Annotated in this window: 13 protein-coding genes; 12 read left to right on the top strand and 1 reads right to left on the bottom strand. The window is 34.4% G+C overall.

The genetic code is table 11. The features are described from left to right. Window positions 1-194: 194 nt before the first annotated feature. The 3 genes from CHB72_RS20875 to CHB72_RS20885 all read left to right on the top strand — a co-directional run bounded on the left by CHB72_RS20875 (window position 195) and on the right by CHB72_RS20885 (window position 5,031). The gene (locus CHB72_RS20875; RefSeq protein WP_089284820.1) at window positions 195-947 is read left to right on the top strand and encodes a response regulator; all 753 of its coding nucleotides are present in this window, start codon (window positions 195-197) and stop codon (window positions 945-947) included. Between the two features lie 18 nt (window positions 948-965). Next, window positions 966-2,000, top strand: coding sequence for a homoserine dehydrogenase (locus CHB72_RS20880; protein ID WP_089284821.1), 1,035 nt, complete (start codon window positions 966-968; stop codon window positions 1,998-2,000). Window positions 2,001-2,103: 103 nt separating this feature from the next. Continuing rightward, a complete protein-coding gene (locus CHB72_RS20885; RefSeq protein WP_089284822.1) occupies window positions 2,104-5,031 on the top strand; it encodes an insulinase family protein in 2,928 nt (975 codons plus the stop codon). Between the two features lie 118 nt (window positions 5,032-5,149). On the opposite strand, the gene CHB72_RS20890 is transcribed toward CHB72_RS20885, so the two are convergent. Beyond that, window positions 5,150-5,533, bottom strand: a complete 384-nt coding sequence (locus tag CHB72_RS20890) for a hypothetical protein (protein WP_089284823.1) — start codon at window positions 5,531-5,533, stop codon at window positions 5,150-5,152. Between the two features lie 1,203 nt (window positions 5,534-6,736). On the opposite strand from CHB72_RS20890, the gene cooS reads away from it, so the two are divergent. The 9 genes from cooS (at window position 6,737) to CHB72_RS20935 (ending at window position 16,901) form a co-directional block, all read left to right on the top strand. Next, window positions 6,737-8,701, top strand: a complete 1,965-nt coding sequence (gene cooS, locus CHB72_RS20895; RefSeq protein WP_089284824.1) for an anaerobic carbon-monoxide dehydrogenase catalytic subunit — start codon at window positions 6,737-6,739, stop codon at window positions 8,699-8,701. Between the two features lie 112 nt (window positions 8,702-8,813). Continuing rightward, on the top strand, window positions 8,814-9,587 hold the full coding sequence (locus CHB72_RS20900) for an ATP-binding protein (RefSeq protein WP_089284825.1): 774 nt from the start codon (window positions 8,814-8,816) through the stop codon (window positions 9,585-9,587). Then, the gene (locus tag CHB72_RS20905; protein ID WP_089284826.1) at window positions 9,587-11,263 is read left to right on the top strand and encodes a formate--tetrahydrofolate ligase; all 1,677 of its coding nucleotides are present in this window, start codon (window positions 9,587-9,589) and stop codon (window positions 11,261-11,263) included. Before CHB72_RS20900 ends, CHB72_RS20905 begins: the two co-directional genes overlap by 1 nt. 24 nt (window positions 11,264-11,287) lie before the next feature. Next, window positions 11,288-11,920 (top strand): cyclodeaminase/cyclohydrolase family protein, encoded by a 633-nt coding sequence (locus CHB72_RS20910; RefSeq protein WP_089284827.1) that lies wholly within the window; start codon window positions 11,288-11,290, stop codon window positions 11,918-11,920. Window positions 11,921-12,035: 115 nt separating this feature from the next. After that, window positions 12,036-12,890 carry a bifunctional 5,10-methylenetetrahydrofolate dehydrogenase/5,10-methenyltetrahydrofolate cyclohydrolase gene (locus CHB72_RS20915; RefSeq protein ID WP_089284828.1) on the top strand — a complete coding sequence of 285 codons (855 nt, stop codon included), beginning with the start codon at window positions 12,036-12,038 and terminating at the stop codon, window positions 12,888-12,890. Window positions 12,891-12,989: 99 nt separating this feature from the next. Continuing rightward, window positions 12,990-13,661 (top strand): methylenetetrahydrofolate reductase C-terminal domain-containing protein, encoded by a 672-nt coding sequence (locus tag CHB72_RS20920; RefSeq protein ID WP_089284829.1) that lies wholly within the window; start codon window positions 12,990-12,992, stop codon window positions 13,659-13,661. Between the two features lie 20 nt (window positions 13,662-13,681). Then, window positions 13,682-14,563, top strand: a complete 882-nt coding sequence (locus tag CHB72_RS20925) for a methylenetetrahydrofolate reductase (RefSeq protein ID WP_089284830.1) — start codon at window positions 13,682-13,684, stop codon at window positions 14,561-14,563. Between the two features lie 116 nt (window positions 14,564-14,679). Next, window positions 14,680-16,053: a dihydrolipoyl dehydrogenase gene (lpdA, locus tag CHB72_RS20930; RefSeq protein ID WP_089284831.1), complete on the top strand. Its 1,374-nt coding sequence runs from the start codon at window positions 14,680-14,682 to the stop codon at window positions 16,051-16,053. Window positions 16,054-16,127: 74 nt separating this feature from the next. Then, a complete protein-coding gene (locus CHB72_RS20935; RefSeq protein ID WP_089284832.1) occupies window positions 16,128-16,901 on the top strand; it encodes an ATP-binding protein in 774 nt (257 codons plus the stop codon). Window positions 16,902-16,920 lie beyond the last annotated feature (19 nt).

Here is a 16,920-nt window from a genome sequence, read left to right on the forward strand (position 1 = left end):
GGGACAGTGGATGATGAAAAATGTTTATTTTATGAAGTTGCTATGCTCAAGCATACCAACTTCTTGGGAATTCAAAATCTACATTTGTTGGAAGTTATATCTATATACTGGGAAAGGGTTTTATTTAGTATTTGAGTTGGTATTTATAGAAGCAAAAGGATTGTATTTTAATCAAGAGATTAGGGGGGACGACAGTGATAGAAACAACAAAAGAAAAAATTAAAACTGTATTACTAGTAGAGGATGATAAAATTAATCAGAAGATCATAGATGCTTTATTAAAAAAGCAAGGGTGGAATGTTATCTCAACTTCTAATGGTGAAGAAGCAATTGAAATCTGCACCAAACAAGCATTGGATATGATATTAATGGATTTAAATTTACCTAAAATTGATGGTCTGGAAGCTACCACAAGGATACGTGTGCTAGACAAATGGCAAAAAAAACATACGCCTATCATAGGGATGACCGCCAGTGATATACAAAGAGAAAAGGAAAAATGTTTTCAAATGGGAATGGATGGCTATATAACAAAACCAATTGAAACAAAAAAACTCTATGATGCTATTGAAGAAATCATAGGGGAAAAAACGTATAAGTCACCATGTATAGATATAGAAGGTGCATTAGATAATGTGGAAGGAGATAAGGAATTATTAAAGGAGTTAATAGAGGATTTTATTGACGAAGAATATTCTATAGTATTATTAAAGGATATTAAAATTGCAGCAGACACTAAAGATTTTACTGTCCTCTACAAAAAAGCCCATAAATTGAAAGGCGCTGCAGCTTGCTTAAATATTAATTCCATAAACCATATTGCTTATCAATTAGAGGAAAAAGGAAAAAAACAAGAAAGTAACGGGCTGAATGAATTAGTGAATGATTTAAAAAAAGAATATAAAATAATCAAAAACTATTTTGCAAATTATAAGTGGGAGGATTAATTTTTAGGAGGAAATAATATGGATTTGGGAATAATAGGTTATGGCGGCGTTGGGAAGGCATTCTTAAAATTACTTATTGAAAAAGAACAATACTTGATATCAAAGGGTATTACTCTAAAAATAATATTTATTTTAAAGAGTAATTGTGGGGTATATAACCCAGAAGGAATTGATTTGAAAGATTTAGCAGAGTTTTCTGAAGAAAAATCGGATTTAGCCTCTTATCCTGTAGGTGGATTTGATAGAGTAAATCTCGATCATCTATTGGACAATAGTGATATTGATATTTTGGTGGAATTGACTCCAACCAATATTCATACTGGAGAGCCAGCTTTAACTCATATGAAAATAGCCTTAGCCAAGGGAATACATGTGGTCACGGCGAATAAAGGACCAATACTACTGGCATACCATGAACTAACAGAGTTAGCAGAGGAAAAAGGTGTTCAGCTATGTATCGGATGTACTACAGGAGGGGCACTACCCACCATTAATGGAGGGTTAATAGATTTAGCAGGAGCTACAATTACTTCGATAGAAGGGCTTTTAAATGGAACAACAAATTTTATACTTAAGGAGATGGAAGAAAAAGAACTATCTTATGAGGAAGCTTTAAAAATAGCACAAAGGCAAGGCATAGCGGAGACAGATCCCTCGTTAGATGTAGATGGATGGGATACGGCGACAAAGCTGTTAATTCTTACAAATGTATTAATGAAAACAGATGAAAAACTAGAGGATATAAAGGTTGAAGGTATAAGTCAGATAACCCTCGAAGATATAAAGAAAGCCAACATAGAGGGAAAAAAATATAAGCTTATTGGAAAAACAGTCAAAACCGAGGAGAAGATAGAGATAGGTGTGAAATTAGAAAAACTTGATAAAAATCATCCCTTATATAACGTAGATGGCAAAAACAAAGGTGTCAAATATACATCAGATAGTTTAGGAGATTTAACAATCATTGGAGGTGCTTCGGGAGTAATTCCTGCAGCGGCGTCTATATTAAGGGATATAATCATTCTCCATAGAGGATACAAAATTCTAACCTAAATAAAGGCATATGAAATTCAAGTAAGTTTAGAATGTAAATGATAAAAATTGGGAAAAATTCAATAAAAGCAGTATTACTATAATTGAAGGGAGTAATAATTACATGATATTTCAAGTAGGGGAAAACTATAATGGTTTCAAATTATTAGAAGAGAAAGAAATTAAAGAAATGAATTCTATTGGAAGAATATTTGAACATGAAAAAAGTGGGGCAGGATTACTGTATATACAGAATGACGATGATAACAAAGTTTTTTCAATTACCTTCAGAACTCCACCTACAGATAGTACTGGTTTACCTCACATTTTAGAGCACTCTGTTCTATGTGGTTCTAGAAAATTTCCGGCGAAAGATCCTTTTGTAGAACTGGCGAAAGGTTCTTTAAATACATTTCTAAATGCAATGACTTTTTCAGATAAAACGATGTACCCGATAGCTAGTAGAAATGATAAAGATTTTCTTAACTTAATGGATGTTTATCTCGATGCGGTTTTTTATCCGAATATTTATGAAAAACCTCAAATATTAGCACAGGAAGGATGGCACTATGAGTTAGAAAACTTAGAGGAAGAAATAGCCTATAAAGGTGTTGTGTATAATGAAATGAAGGGTGCATTTTCTTCTCCAGAACAAGTATTATTTAGAAAAATGCAAGATTCTTTATTTCCTGATACTACCTATAAATATGATTCAGGAGGGGATCCAGAAGTCATCCCAGATTTAACACAGGAACAATTTTTATCTTTTCATAAAAAATTATATCATCCATCTAACAGCTACATTTATCTATACGGTAATGGAGACATAATGGAACATTTAAGGCTTATGAATGAGGAGTACTTAGATAATTTTGGAAAAATTCAAGTGGATTCAGAAATCAGTCTGCAAGAGCCATATAAGGAACCAAAAGCATCTACCGTGGAATACTCTGTTTCAGCTGACGAAAGTGAAGATAACAAAACATTTTTAAGTTTAAACTTTGTTGTTGGTAAGGCTACAAATCCTGAATTGCATTTAGCCTTTGATATTCTAACTTATCTATTGCTTGATACATCAGCAGCGCCTTTAAAGAAGGCTTTATTAGAAGCGGATTTAGGCAAGGATGTATTTGGAGCCTATGACCATAGCATTCTTCAGCCGGTTTTAAGCGTAGTGGTGAAAAATACCAATGAAGAAGAAAAAGAAAGATTTGAAAGGATTGTCTTTGATACGTTACAACAGTTAGTGAAGAAAGGTATAGATAAAAAACTAATTGAAGCAGCCATCAACATTCATGAGTTTAAGCTGAGGGAAGCTGATTATGGCAGATATCCTAAAGGATTAATGTATTGTATGAAGAGCATGGAAAGCTGGCTCTACAATGAAAGTCCTTTACTTCATTTAAACTATGCAGCTACATTAGAAAAGATAAAGACAGCTTTAACCACAAACTATTTCGAAAAATTAATAGAAAAACATTTAATAAAAAATCAACATCGTTCTCTATTGATCGTTAAACCTAAGAAAGGTTTAGCACAAGAAAAAGAAGAAGAAGTAAAACAAAAGCTTTCAGATTATAAAGAAAAGTTGTCTAAAGAAGATTTACAGAAATTAATTGAGAATACAGAGGCTCTAAAGAAATATCAAGAAGCCCCTAATGATCCAGAAGACCTTATAAAAATCCCACTAATATCTCTAGAGGACATTGAGGCAAAGGCAGAAACAATACCATTAGTAGAAAAAACTGAGGAGAATGTACCTGTGTTACATCATCCTATGTTCACCAATGAGATTGCTTATATAAATCTATTATTTGATACAACAGTTGTTCCACAAAACCTCATACCCTATATAAGTCTACTAAGCTTTACACTAGGAAAAGTCAGCACAGAAAAGTATAGTTATGAGGATTTATCAAATGAAATGAATATATATACTGGTGGAATCGATTTTCGAGCAGATGCATATTCATTAAAGGATGATGACGGAACATATTTTCCGAAAATGATAGCAAGATCAAGTGCATTAGTGAAACAGATACCTAAGTTATTTGAATTACTTGGTGAAATGATAGGGAAATCAAAATATGATGAAGTGAAACGTCTAAAAGAAATCATAAGAGAAGTAAAATCTAGATTAGAAATGAATATATTACAAGATGGACACATTGTTGCCGCTCGTAGAGCAACTTCATATTTCTCACCAATAGGGCATTACAAAGAGATATGCACTGGTATTGAGTTCTATCAATTTATTGAAGAGTTAGAAAGAAATTTTGATAATAAGCTACAGGAAATACAAAGCAATCTACAAAAAGTGGCTAGCATGATTTTCAATAAAAATAATTTATTAGTCAGTGTTACAATAGAAGAGAAGGATTATGAAGTATATAAACAATCTTTTAATAGTCTAATGGAGTACATAAAAGATGAAACTTTTGAAAAACATCAATATCTATTTGATTATTCTATTAAGAATGAAGGGTTATTGACTTCTAGTAAAGTTCAATATGTAGCTAAAGCTTATAACTTCAATAAATTAGGACATAACTATACTGGACATTTACAGGTCCTCAAGACAATCGTCGGTTTAAATTATCTATGGAACAAAGTAAGGGTTACAGGTGGAGCCTATGGTGCCATGGCAGGTTTTAGTAGAAATGGTAATTTATATTTTACCTCCTACAGAGATCCTAATTTAGAGAGAACATTAAAAGTTTATGATGAAGCATATCAGTATATTCAACAATTTTCAGCTGATGAAAGAGAAATGACAAAGTACATTATAGGAACCATAAGCAAGATGGATGCTCCTCTAACTCCCTTTATGAAGGGTCAAGAAGCTACAGCAAATTATATTAGTAAAATAGAATATGAGGATCTACAAAATGAAAGAGATGAAGTGTTAAAGACGAAACCAGAAGATATAAAATCACTATCTAGTTTGATAAAAGATGTTATGAACCAAAACTACTTATGCGTATTAGGAAATGAAGGAAAAATCAAGAGTAATAAAGAGGTTTTTGAACACTTAGTAAATGTATTTAAGTAATATTTTCATGTAAACATACGGCGCAATATCTAAATTTAAATACACAGGGGTCGTAAGTTGGTACAATAATAAAAGCGAAATAAGCTTTTATTATTGTATCTACTAAAGAAATATTTTGCTACTTAAGTACATAAGGTATTTGGATGATATCTTTTTGAATAACTTTGTCCCAAAATCTTAGATGAGAATATTCACCATAGAATGTTATTTCATCATTTTTAAGCTTACCTTTTACTGTATCAAATTTAATAATTGCCAGTTCATCTTTAATAGAAGGTATTACTTTAAATACGTTGATTAAATTGGTGAAATCTATTTCCTTAGACGACAGAATAAAGGTTTGTTTAATTTTCGCATCACAAATAGGACATTTAAGGGAATAGCGTATTGATAGAGGATTTTTTGATTTATCAGATACATCTATTTCATTAATAGGTATTTGATTTAAACAGGAACATTTTGCAAAAATCATAATAGGATACCTGAACTCCAGTTTACTCATATATTTTTTCCTCCTAATAAATCATTGCTTTATTTCACCCTGTATAAGCGACTGACACGAAAGTTACAAACCAAACTTTCGGTTGTCTACTTATGGTCATCTGGTTATGGATAGCAAATGATGAAATTTATTATATCAAAATAATATATCAAAATAATATGTTGGTCAATATTAAAACAACATAAATATTTTAACAATTCAATTATTTTGAAATGACATATAGATTTATAGCAGCAATATGTTGTATATCGATTAAAATGACAAAAAATCAAATTTGCATAAATTATGACAAATAAAGTCGTAAGCTGAAAGGAAAAATCAAGGAGAAATATTAACAAATGCTAAACAAAGTTATTGACTTATTGATATATATTTGATAAAATATTATAGAAATGTCATAAAAATAAATAGAAATATTAGCCATGAAGGTTATAACTAACTTTGAAGAGTTAGGATAAATCTTTGTGGCTTTTTTTATGAACACAAAACCCATGAAATTACCCATCTCAATAAAGTTGGAATCAATTCGAAAAACCAGCTTTTTTCCCCATGCCTTTTTTGAAAAAAATCAAAATATTAATTGCAAACAAAAGCAAACTATGCTAAACTAAAAACAAGTAGAAAAACATAATATTAGAACAATTTAAAGCATTAAAAAATAGCAGTTGTATTTTTTTTGAATGTGATTGATATTAAATTAACAAAAATGACCTCGGATTTACAAGTAATTAGTAATTATTATCTAATACTAATAAATACTAACAAATATCAATGCGATTTACGGGATCGAAACTTGTTAAAATGTAGAAAGTATTTAATTTGCATACGTAAATTTATTCAACGCAAGATGTTTCTAAACTTTAGTGTTATTTTAGTAAAAACTGCCGCATGTAGCGGTAAAATCTATATTGTTTTTAAAAATAAATGATATAGTATTAATAATTTACTTGAATAAATATACGTAATTAACACATAAACATACATAAAAATTCTGCGAGACACCAAAACAATAAAGATTCCTACATAAGAATAATACGTATATTTATAGTTAAATAAATAACGATATTCCTAAGTAAAACGAAAGCGTTATTAAGAAACAACGATTATCAAGTAACAATTGTATTTGCTAAACACATAACGATCTAATTATTGATTAGAGTTTATGTGTTCACTAATATAATCTTAAATTAGGGGGAGTTAAAAATGAGTGATACTAAAATGGTTTCTCTTGATGCTATGGATGAGCAATTAATCCAAAAGGCAAAACAAGAAGGCGTAGAAACGATGTGGGACAGAAAAGTGACGATGAAAGCACCTTGTGGTTTTGGCGAAAAAGGGGTATGTTGCAGGATTTGTGCTATGGGTCCTTGTAGAGTAAGTCCAGTTGAAGGTAAAGGTGCTCAAAGAGGTATTTGTGGCGCTACAGCCGACACAATTGTAGCTAGAAATTTTGCAAGAATGATAGCAGCAGGAACGGCAGCTCATTCTGACCATGCTAGAGAGATAGCTCATGTTATGCACTTGGCTAGTAAAGATGGTAATTATACGATCAAAGATGAGAAAAAGTTATTAAGATTAGCAGAAGAATGGGAAGTGAAAACAGAAGGTAAAGATATATATGACATAGCTCATGAAGTAGCAGAAATAGCATTAAACGAATTTGGCAAACCTTTTGGAACTTTGAGGTTTTTAGAAAGAGCTCCAGAACCAAGAAAGAAAATATGGGAAAAATTAAAAATTAAACCTAGAGCAATTGATAGAGAAATAGCAACCATTATGCATTCTACACATATGGGATGTACAAGTGATGCTGAATCTTTGATACACATGGGTATGAGAACAGCTCTTGCCGATGGGTGGGGAGGTTCAATGATTGGTACAGAATTTAGCGATATCTTATTTGGGACACCAGTACCAAGAGAAACTGAAGCGAATTTAGGTGTTTTAGAGGAAAAACAAATCAACATATTACTTCATGGACATGAACCAAGTTTATCTGAGATGATTGTCATGGCGTCACAGGATCCAGAATTGGTTAAGTTAGCGCACGAAGTAGGAGCGGAAGGTATCAACCTAGCAGGAATGTGTTGTACAGGTAACGAAGTTACTATGAGACATGGGGTGAAAATTGCTGGAAACTTTTATCAACAGGAATTGGCAGTGTTAACAGGAGTAGTAGAAGCTGTTATTGTTGATGTTCAATGTATATTTCCATCACTAACACCAATAACAGATTGTTATCATACTAAATTTATTACTACATCGCCAAAAGCTAAGATCACAGGTGCTACTCATATAGAATTTAATGAAGAAAAAGCTTTAGAATCAGCTAAAGGTATCGTGAGAGAAGCAATAGAAAATTTTAAAAACAGAAAGCAGGATAAAATATTTATACCTAAAACAAAAGCACAAGCAACTGTAGGTTACTCAGTAGAGGCTGTGATTAAACAATTAGACAGAGTAGTAAACTCTCAAATAGATCCATTGGGAACAGTTAAGCCATTGGCAGACGTTATTAAAGCAGGTGTCTTAAGAGGAGCAGCAGGAATTGTTGGATGTAATAATCCTAAGACCCAACATGATTATGGACACATAGAAGTCATGAAGAAATTAATTGCCAATGATGTTATTGTTGTAACTACTGGTTGTGCTGCTCAAGCTGCTGCAAAAGCAGGTCTAACAAGTAAAGATGCTGCTAAATTGGCAGGAAAAGGATTACAGGCAGTATGTGAGCTTGTAGATATTCCACCAGTACTGCATATGGGATCTTGTGTTGATATCAGTCGTATTATAACACTAGTTAGTGAAACAGCTAAATTTATGGGAGTAGATAACTGTGATTTGCCTGTAGTAGGTGTTGCGCCAGAATGGATGTCAGAAAAAGCTGTTGCAATAGGGAATTATGTAATGGCAAGCGGTATCGATGTATTTTTAGGAGTATTACCTCCAGTAACAGGTTCTCCTGAAGTTGTTGATTTACTAACGAATAGAGTGGAAGAAATGACTGGAGCTAAATTCTTTATGGATGAAGATTCATTGAAATTAGCAGATATGATGCTAGTAAGAATTGAAGAAAAGAGAAAAAATCTAGAAAAATTAGGATTAGCAACAATGAATACTGCACAAGAGGATGATGCTTCAACAACTGCATTAAGCGAAATTGTATAATTAAAGTAGCTTTTAGGAAAATACAACTGAAAGAAAAATTACAAAACCTCTAACACGATAGAAACTAAACAAGATAGAAAATAGTCAAAAATTAAGAATATAGGTGATAGATATGAAAATTGCTATAACAGGTAAAGGTGGAGTAGGTAAAACAACATTTGCAGCAATGATTAGTAGGCTATTTGCAGAGGAAGGTTATAGTGTTTTAGGAGTGGATGCAGATCCTGATGCCAACTTAGCGTTGGCATTGGGGTTTCCAAAGGAATTGATAGATGAAATCGTTCCAATTTCTGAAATGAAGAGCCTTGTTGCAGAAAGAACCGCTTCTACACCCGGTAGTTTTGGGACTATGTTTAAAATGAACCCAAAGGTTAGTGATATCCCTGAAAGATACTGTAAAGAGTATAATGGGGTAAAGGTTTTAACTATGGGTACAGTCGATACTGGTGGTTCAGGATGTGTATGTCCAGAACATGTGTTGTTGAAGACTTTAACATCTCACCTTATATTAGGAAATAAAGATGTTATTGTTATGGATATGGAGGCAGGAATAGAACATTTAGGTAGAGGAACAGCAAAAAATGTAGATGCCTTTATTGTTGTAGTGGAACCAGGAGAGAGAAGTCTACAGACCTATAGAAAGGTCAAAAAGCTGGCAGAGGATATAGGGGTAAAAAAAATACTTGTTGTCGGAAATAAGATAAGAGATCGGAAAGATGAAAGTTTTATACTCAATCATATAGAAGAAGATGAATGTTTAGGCTTTATACATTACAACCCCAATATAGTAGATTCCGACAGAAGTAACCTGTCGCCCTATGATGTTAATCATCAAATAAAAGAGGAAGTAAAAAACATTTCTAATAAATTGAAGGGGGTTATATAATGAGTTTTAAAAGCGACATAGAAATCGCTCAAGAGGCGAAACTACAGGACGTAAGAGAAATAGCAAAAAAACTAAATCTGACTGAGGAAAACATTGAGCTCTATGGCAAGTACAAAGCTAAAGTAGACTACAATCTACTAAAGGAAGGCAATGGCGGTAAGAAAGCAAAATTAATTTTGACTACTGCTATTAATCCAACTCCTGCAGGAGAAGGAAAAACCACAACGACAATAGGCGTGTCAGATGCTTTAGCTAGACTTGGTAATAAAACCATCGTAGCTTTAAGAGAACCATCCTTAGGACCAGTATTTGGTGTAAAGGGAGGAGCAGCTGGTGGCGGCTATGCACAAGTAGTACCAATGGAAGATATCAACCTACATTTCACAGGTGACTTTCATGCTATAGGTGCAGCGAACAACCTATTAGCAGCTATGCTTGACAACCATATCAACCATGGGAATGTACTTGGAATCGACAGTAGAAAAATAACATGGCGTAGAGCTGTAGACATGAATGATCGACAGCTTAGAAACATGGTAAATGGTTTAGGTGGTAAAGGCAATGGTATCCCAAGAGAAGATGGCTTTGATATTACTGTTGCATCTGAAGTAATGGCAGCTTTTTGTCTGGCTAGTGATATCGTAGACTTAAAGGAAAGATTAAGTAGAATTATTGTAGCCTATACCAGAGACGACAAGCCAGTTACCGCTGGTGAATTAAATGCTCATGGTGCTATGGCAGCGCTATTGAAGGATGCTCTAAAGCCTAACTTAGTACAAACATTAGAAGGAACACCAGCTTTTGTACATGGTGGACCATTTGCCAATATCGCTCATGGCTGCAACTCGGTAATTGCTACAAAGATGGCAATGCATTTTGCGGACTATGTAGTAACGGAAGCTGGATTTGGTGCAGACTTAGGTGCAGAAAAGTTCCTAGATATCAAATGTAGAATGGCAGATCTTAAGCCTGATGCTGTAATCATCGTTGCGACTGTAAGGGCATTAAAATACAATGGTGGTGTAGCAAAGCAAGATTTAAATCAAGAGAATCTTGAAGCGTTAGAAAAAGGACTACCAAACCTACTAAAACACGTAGAAAACATTACAAAGGTATTTAAATTGCCAGCAGTAGTAGCAATCAACAAATTCCCACTTGATACTGAAGCAGAATTAGCACTTGTAAAAAGCAAGTGTCAAGAATTGGGTGTAAACGTAGCTTTATCTGAAGTATGGGCAAAAGGTGGAGAAGGCGGAGAAGAATTAGCCAAAGAAGTATTAAGACTAACTGCAGAAGATAGTAAATTAGAATATGCATATGACTTAGATATGCCAATAGCAGACAAAATCAAGGCTATAGCACAGAAAATTTATGGCGCCGATAATGCAGATTTCACACCAGTGGCTTTAAAGGAAATAGAAAGATTAACAAAGCTTGGTTTTGATAAATTACCAATTTGTATGGCAAAGACACAATATTCTTTAACTGATAACCAAAATGTATTAGGAAGACCACAAGGATTTAACATTACTGTAAGACAAGTAAAAGTATCAGCAGGCGCTGGATTCCTCGTAGCTCTTACTGGAGAAATCATGACAATGCCAGGATTACCGAAAGTGCCATCAGCTGAAAAAATTGATGTAGATGAATCAGGTGTAATCACTGGGTTGTTCTAACAATACATAGTAGGAGGAAGGACAATGAAGTTAGTAGATAAAAGCTGTGTTGAATTTACTAATGTCCTTGCCTCTAAAGCTGCTGTCCCCGGAGGTGGGGGCGCAGCAGCTTTAGTAGGGGCATTGGGAACTGCTCTAGGTGGTATGGTATGTAACTTAACTATTGGAAAGAAGAAGTATGCGCAATATGAAGAGGAAGTAAAACAAATATTAGACAAAACGGAAAAAGTCCAAAAGTGCTTCTTAAAAATGGTAGATGACGATGCTGAGGAATTTTTACCATTATCAAGAGCTTATGGGATGCCATCAAATACAGAAGAAGAAAAAGCAGAAAAAGATAAAGTATTACAAGAGGCGTTAAAAAATGCATGCAGTGTACCAATTGAAATTGTAAGGACCTCTTATGAAGCAATCAAATTACATGAGGCGTTGGTTGATAGGGGTTCTAAACTGGCTATAAGCGATGTAGGTGTTGGGGTTCAATGTTTGAGAACAGCTTTAATAAGTGGACAATTGAATGTGATTATTAACATTAGTATGATTCAGGATCAAGATTATGTTGCTAGAGTTAAAGATGAAGTAGATCAATTGGTTGAAGATGGAACAAAAATAGCTGACAAAGTTTATAAACAGGTGGAGGCAGTTCTTTTAAAATAATTAGAAGACAATACATAAAAGGTTTAGAACCTATTGATATAGATTCCTAAGGTATGGCTATTCACAAATAGCAAAGTGTATATTATAAATAAATTAACTAAATGGGGGGAAAATAATGAGCCAAGTTATTAAAGGAAAACCAGTTGCAGATAAGATTAGTGAAGAACTGGTACTAGAGATTGAAGCTCTAAAAGAGAAAGTAATTCAGCCTAAATTGACAATTGTACGGGTAGGAGCTAGACCGGATGATTTAGCATATGAAAAGGGAGCACTAGGTAGATGTAAAAAGGTAGGCGTGGAGACAGAAGTAAAGGAACTACCAGAAGATATTACTCAAGATGATTTTATTAAAGAATTACAAAATCTAAATGAAGATAAAGCTGTTAACGGAATACTCATTTTCAGGCCGTTGCCAGAACAATTAGACGAAAGTGTTATTAAGTATGTTATTGCACCAGAAAAGGATATAGACTGTTTAAGCCCAGTAAACGTTGGAAAGATGACAGAAGGAGATAAAACAGGGTTTCCTCCATGTACACCGACTGCTGTAATGGAAATACTAAAATTCTACGGTGTAGAGTTGCAAGGAAAAGACTGTGCAATTATTGGGGCTTCTATGGTGGTTGGTAAACCTACAGCTATATTATTATTAAATGAGAATGCAACCATATCTGTATGTCATATTTTTACAAAGGATTCTGCTAAAGTTGCTAGACAAGCAGAAGTGGTTGTAGTTGGTGTAGGGGTACCAAGGCTAGTTAAGGAAAACTGGATTGCAGAAGGTGCGATAGTTATTGATGTTGGAATTAATGTAGATAATGAAGGTAACTTATGTGGAGATGTAGATTTTGATGGAGTCAAAGACAAAGTTTCTATGATTACACCAGTACCAGGAGGTGTAGGCTCTGTTACTACATCAATTTTAGCAAAACACGTAGTTAAGGCTTGTAAACAACAAAATAATTTATAATAATATTGAATCTGCTAAAGGGCCAGCAAAGAGACAAAAATTGTTTTTTGCTGGTATAGCAGATTCATTAGGATACATTGTGCAAAGGGGGATTAATAAATGATTATTTCACAAAAAAAATCTGTTGAGGATATTCTTAAGTTTCTTGAAAATGGAAAAAATGTTGTCATCACTGGATGTTCTGAATGTGCTACTGTCTGTAAAGTCGGTGGGGAAGAAGAATTAAAGGAAATGAAGGACTTTTTAGAAGGAGAAGGGAAAGCGGTATTAGGCACAATTGTCTTAAGTCCTGCGTGTAATCTTTTAAATACTAAAAAAGATTTAAAAAAATTGAAAGAAGAGCTTAGCAAAGCCGATGCGGTTCTTTCTCTAGCCTGTGGTGATGGAACACAGACCATAGCGAAGACTGTTAAGGTCCCTGTTTTTCCTGGAACAGATACTATGTTTATTGGGGAAATCGAAAGAATGGGACAGTTTGAAGAAGCCTGTAGGGCCTGCGGTGAATGCGAGCTTGGGTGGACAGCATCTATTTGTCCAATAACCAGGTGTGCAAAAGGACTGATTAACGGACCTTGTGGTGGAGCTAAAAACAAAAAGTGTGAGGTAAGCAATGAAAATGATTGTGCATGGATTATGATTTATGAAAAGCTAAAGGAAACTGGACAATTACAAAATATGATGGAGCTAAGAGAGCCAAAAGATTTCCAAAAGTCCAATAGTCCAAGAAGAATCAACTTAAAAGAACAAAAAAAGGAAACTGCTGAAGCTTAGTATGAAAAGGGGGTACTGAAATGAGTTTATTAATGGAGGTATTAGAAAGAGGAGAATTTGCTGTTACTGCAGAAATGGCTCCGCCTAAGGGAATAGATTTACATCATCTTATGGAATGTGCAAGAGCTATAAAGGGTAGAGTTCATGGGGTAAACGTGACAGATTTCCAATCAGCTGTTATGAGAGCAACATCCTTAGTAACCTGTAAGCTTTTAAAGGATGAAGGGTTAGAGCCTGTTCTACAGATGACAGGAAGAGATAGAAATAGAATTGCCATTCAGGGTGAATTTCTAGCCGCGGGAGTTTTTGGAATACAAAATGCATTGGCCTTAACTGGTGATCATACGGTAGTAGGGGATCACCCAAAGGCTAAACCAGTTTATGATTTAGATAGCGTTGGTATATTGCAGGCAGCAACCACTTTAATGAGTGGAAAAGATATGTCAGGTAATGATTTGCAGGGAACTCCCGAATTCTTCCTGGGAGCATGCGTAACACCTAGATTTGACCCTGTAGAAGCACAAATTTTAAAAATGGAAAAGAAAATCAAAGCAGGTGCGAAATTTTTCCAAACCCAAGCTGTATTTGATTTAGATACCATGAGGGAATTCAGAGAAAAGACAAAACATCTAGATGCTAAAGTATTAGCAGGGATTATTCCATTAAAATCTGCTGCAATGGCAAAATTCATGAACAATAATGTTCCTGGAATTTTTGTGCCAGATGAACTTATTGAAAGAATGAAAAATACAGAAAAAGATTTGAGAGTACAAGAGGGTATTAAAATTGCTGGTGAATTTATTAAACAGCTAAGAGAAGAAAACTTATGTGATGGAGTTCATATTATGGCCATTGGTGCAGAAGAAAATGTACCTGCCATATTAGATGCAGCTGAATTATAAGCAGATGGCCGAAAGTTTGATTTATAACTTTTGAATCAGTCACTTTTACAGAATGCATCTTTGATTTGGTGTCAGTTGCTTATGTAAGGCGAAATAAGTGAAGGGGGTATCTAAAGGTGAAGGTAGCAGTAATTGGAGGGGGCCCTGGGGGATATGTAGCAGCTTTAAAGGCAGCTATGCTGGGGGCAGATGTTACATTAGTTGAAAAAAGAAGAGTTGGCGGAACCTGCCTTAATGTAGGCTGTATACCGACGAAATCCTTGCTAGCTTCCTCAGATGTACTTGAAGCAGTAAGAGAAGCAAAGGATTATGGAATAAATATTCAGGGAGATATTGAAGCGGATTTTTCTCTGATTATGAAAAGAAAAGATAAAATAGTAGATCAATTGGTTAAGGGAATAGAGTTTCTCTTCGATAAAAAAGGTGTAAAGCTTGTTAATGGATTTGGAAGCTTACTTAATAATAACAAAATTGAAGTTTCTAAAGAAGACGGAAGCAAAGAAATCATAGAAGCAGATAAGATTATTCTAGCTACTGGTTCAGTACCAATTGTTCCACCTATTTTTCCTTATGATGGCGTGAAGATCATTACAAGTGACGAAGCTCTTTTTCTAAAAGAGGTTCCAAAATCTATGATTATCGTAGGCGGAGGAGTAATAGGCTGTGAATTTGGTCAATTTTTTAGTAAAATAGGTACGAAGGTTACAATTGTAGAAATGGCAGAACAGTTGCTGCCTTTAGAAGATAAAGATGTAGCAAAACAGTTGGAAAGATCCTTCAAAAAAGATAAAATAAAAATGATGACAGGACAAAAGATTAACAAGTGTGAATTGAATAATGATAAAGTTATTGCCTATCTAGAAGGGGATAAAACATTAGAAGCAGACATTATGCTGGTTTCGGTTGGTAGAAAACCATACTTAGATAATTTAGGTCTTGATCAAGTTGCTGTTAACTTGGAAAAAGGCAAAGTAGTTGTCAATCAAAAGATGGAAACCAACATTGAGGGAATTTATGCTATCGGAGATATTGTCGACACACCATTTCTTGCACATGTAGCCTCAAAAGAAGGTATAGTAGCAGCAGAGAACGCTTTAGGAAAAGATAAAAAGGTTAGCTATCGAGCGGTACCTAGATGTATTTATACCGCTCCTGAAGTAGCTGCTGTCGGTATTACTGAAAAGGAAGCAGAAGCTAAAGGTATGGTTTATCATGTTGGTAAGTTTGACTTTAGGGGACTTGGAAAAGCCCAAGCAATTGGTCATTTCCAAGGATTTATTAAAGTATTGGCTGACAATGATGATAAGATTATTGGTGCATCTATTGTAGGACCCCACGCTACTGATCTTTTGGCAGAACTAAGTTTAGCAGTTGAACTAGGATTAACAGCTGAACAAGTTGGCGATGTTATTCACCCACATCCAACATTATCAGAAGGCATTATGGAAGCATTACACGATGTACATAAAGCCTGTATTCACTCTGTATAAGGGATAGGGTTCTATTAAAAAGCCCTGACCCATTAGGAGAAGCTTTTGTCAACAATAAACAGGAGGTAGATACTATGGGATATACAATAGCTGTAGCAGGTAAAGGTGGAACTGGAAAAACATCATTGACAGGGCTTTTAATAGACTATTTAGTGAAAGGTGGAGAAAAGCCTATCTTAGCTGTAGATGCTGATGCCAATGCAAACTTAAATGAGGTATTAGGTGAAGAAGTGGATTTTACTATAGGTGAGATAAGAGAAGAAGTTAGTAAAAGAGAAAATAGTGGGAATAGTTTTCCTGGAGGTATGACGAAAGCACAGTATTTGAAGTATCGGTTGAATACGGCACTCGTTGAAGGAAGAGGATATGATCTTTTAGTAATGGGCAGATCAGAGGGGCAAGGATGCTACTGTTATGTAAATGGTATGCTGAGAGAACAAATTGATTCCCTGTCTGATAGTTATAAGTATTTAGTGATTGATAATGAAGCTGGTATGGAGCATTTAAGCAGAAAAACAACAAAGCATATTGACACCCTGTTGTTAGTTAGTGATTCATCAAAAAGAGGTATTCAAGCAGTTGGCAGAATTAATGAACTGGTAAAAGAGCTAGAGCTGAATGTAGCTAATATTTACCTTATAGTAAATAGAGTGCCAAATGGTCTCTTGAAGGAAGATACAATTGAAGAAATAAAAAAGCAAGGGTTAAACCTAATAGGGGTAGTACCTATGGATCAACAAGTTTATGAGTATGATGCACAAGGTATACCATTAGTGAATTTACCAGAGGATTCTGTGTCAAAACAAGCTTTAAAAAATATTCTTTCTAAAGTGAACTTTAACAAGTAATTAATTTGAGGGGGCGATT

This window comes from Anaerovirgula multivorans, assembly GCF_900188145.1.
Lineage (GTDB): Bacteria > Bacillota > Clostridia > Peptostreptococcales > Natronincolaceae > Anaerovirgula > Anaerovirgula multivorans.

Coding starts and splice junctions, on each gene's coding strand:
- CHB72_RS20880 (WP_089284821.1), top strand. CDS start 966: ATGGATTTGGGAATAATAGGTTATGGCGGCGTTGGGAAGGCATTCTTA.
- CHB72_RS20905 (WP_089284826.1), top strand. CDS start 9,587: ATGAGTTTTAAAAGCGACATAGAAATCGCTCAAGAGGCGAAACTACAG.
- CHB72_RS20910 (WP_089284827.1), top strand. CDS start 11,288: ATGAAGTTAGTAGATAAAAGCTGTGTTGAATTTACTAATGTCCTTGCC.
- CHB72_RS20900 (WP_089284825.1), top strand. CDS start 8,814: ATGAAAATTGCTATAACAGGTAAAGGTGGAGTAGGTAAAACAACATTT.
- CHB72_RS20885 (WP_089284822.1), top strand. CDS start 2,104: ATGATATTTCAAGTAGGGGAAAACTATAATGGTTTCAAATTATTAGAA.
- CHB72_RS20915 (WP_089284828.1), top strand. CDS start 12,036: ATGAGCCAAGTTATTAAAGGAAAACCAGTTGCAGATAAGATTAGTGAA.
- CHB72_RS20890 (WP_089284823.1), bottom strand. CDS start 5,533: ATGAGTAAACTGGAGTTCAGGTATCCTATTATGATTTTTGCAAAATGT.
- CHB72_RS20920 (WP_089284829.1), top strand. CDS start 12,990: ATGATTATTTCACAAAAAAAATCTGTTGAGGATATTCTTAAGTTTCTT.
- CHB72_RS20925 (WP_089284830.1), top strand. CDS start 13,682: ATGAGTTTATTAATGGAGGTATTAGAAAGAGGAGAATTTGCTGTTACT.
- CHB72_RS20935 (WP_089284832.1), top strand. CDS start 16,128: ATGGGATATACAATAGCTGTAGCAGGTAAAGGTGGAACTGGAAAAACA.
- cooS (WP_089284824.1), top strand. CDS start 6,737: ATGAGTGATACTAAAATGGTTTCTCTTGATGCTATGGATGAGCAATTA.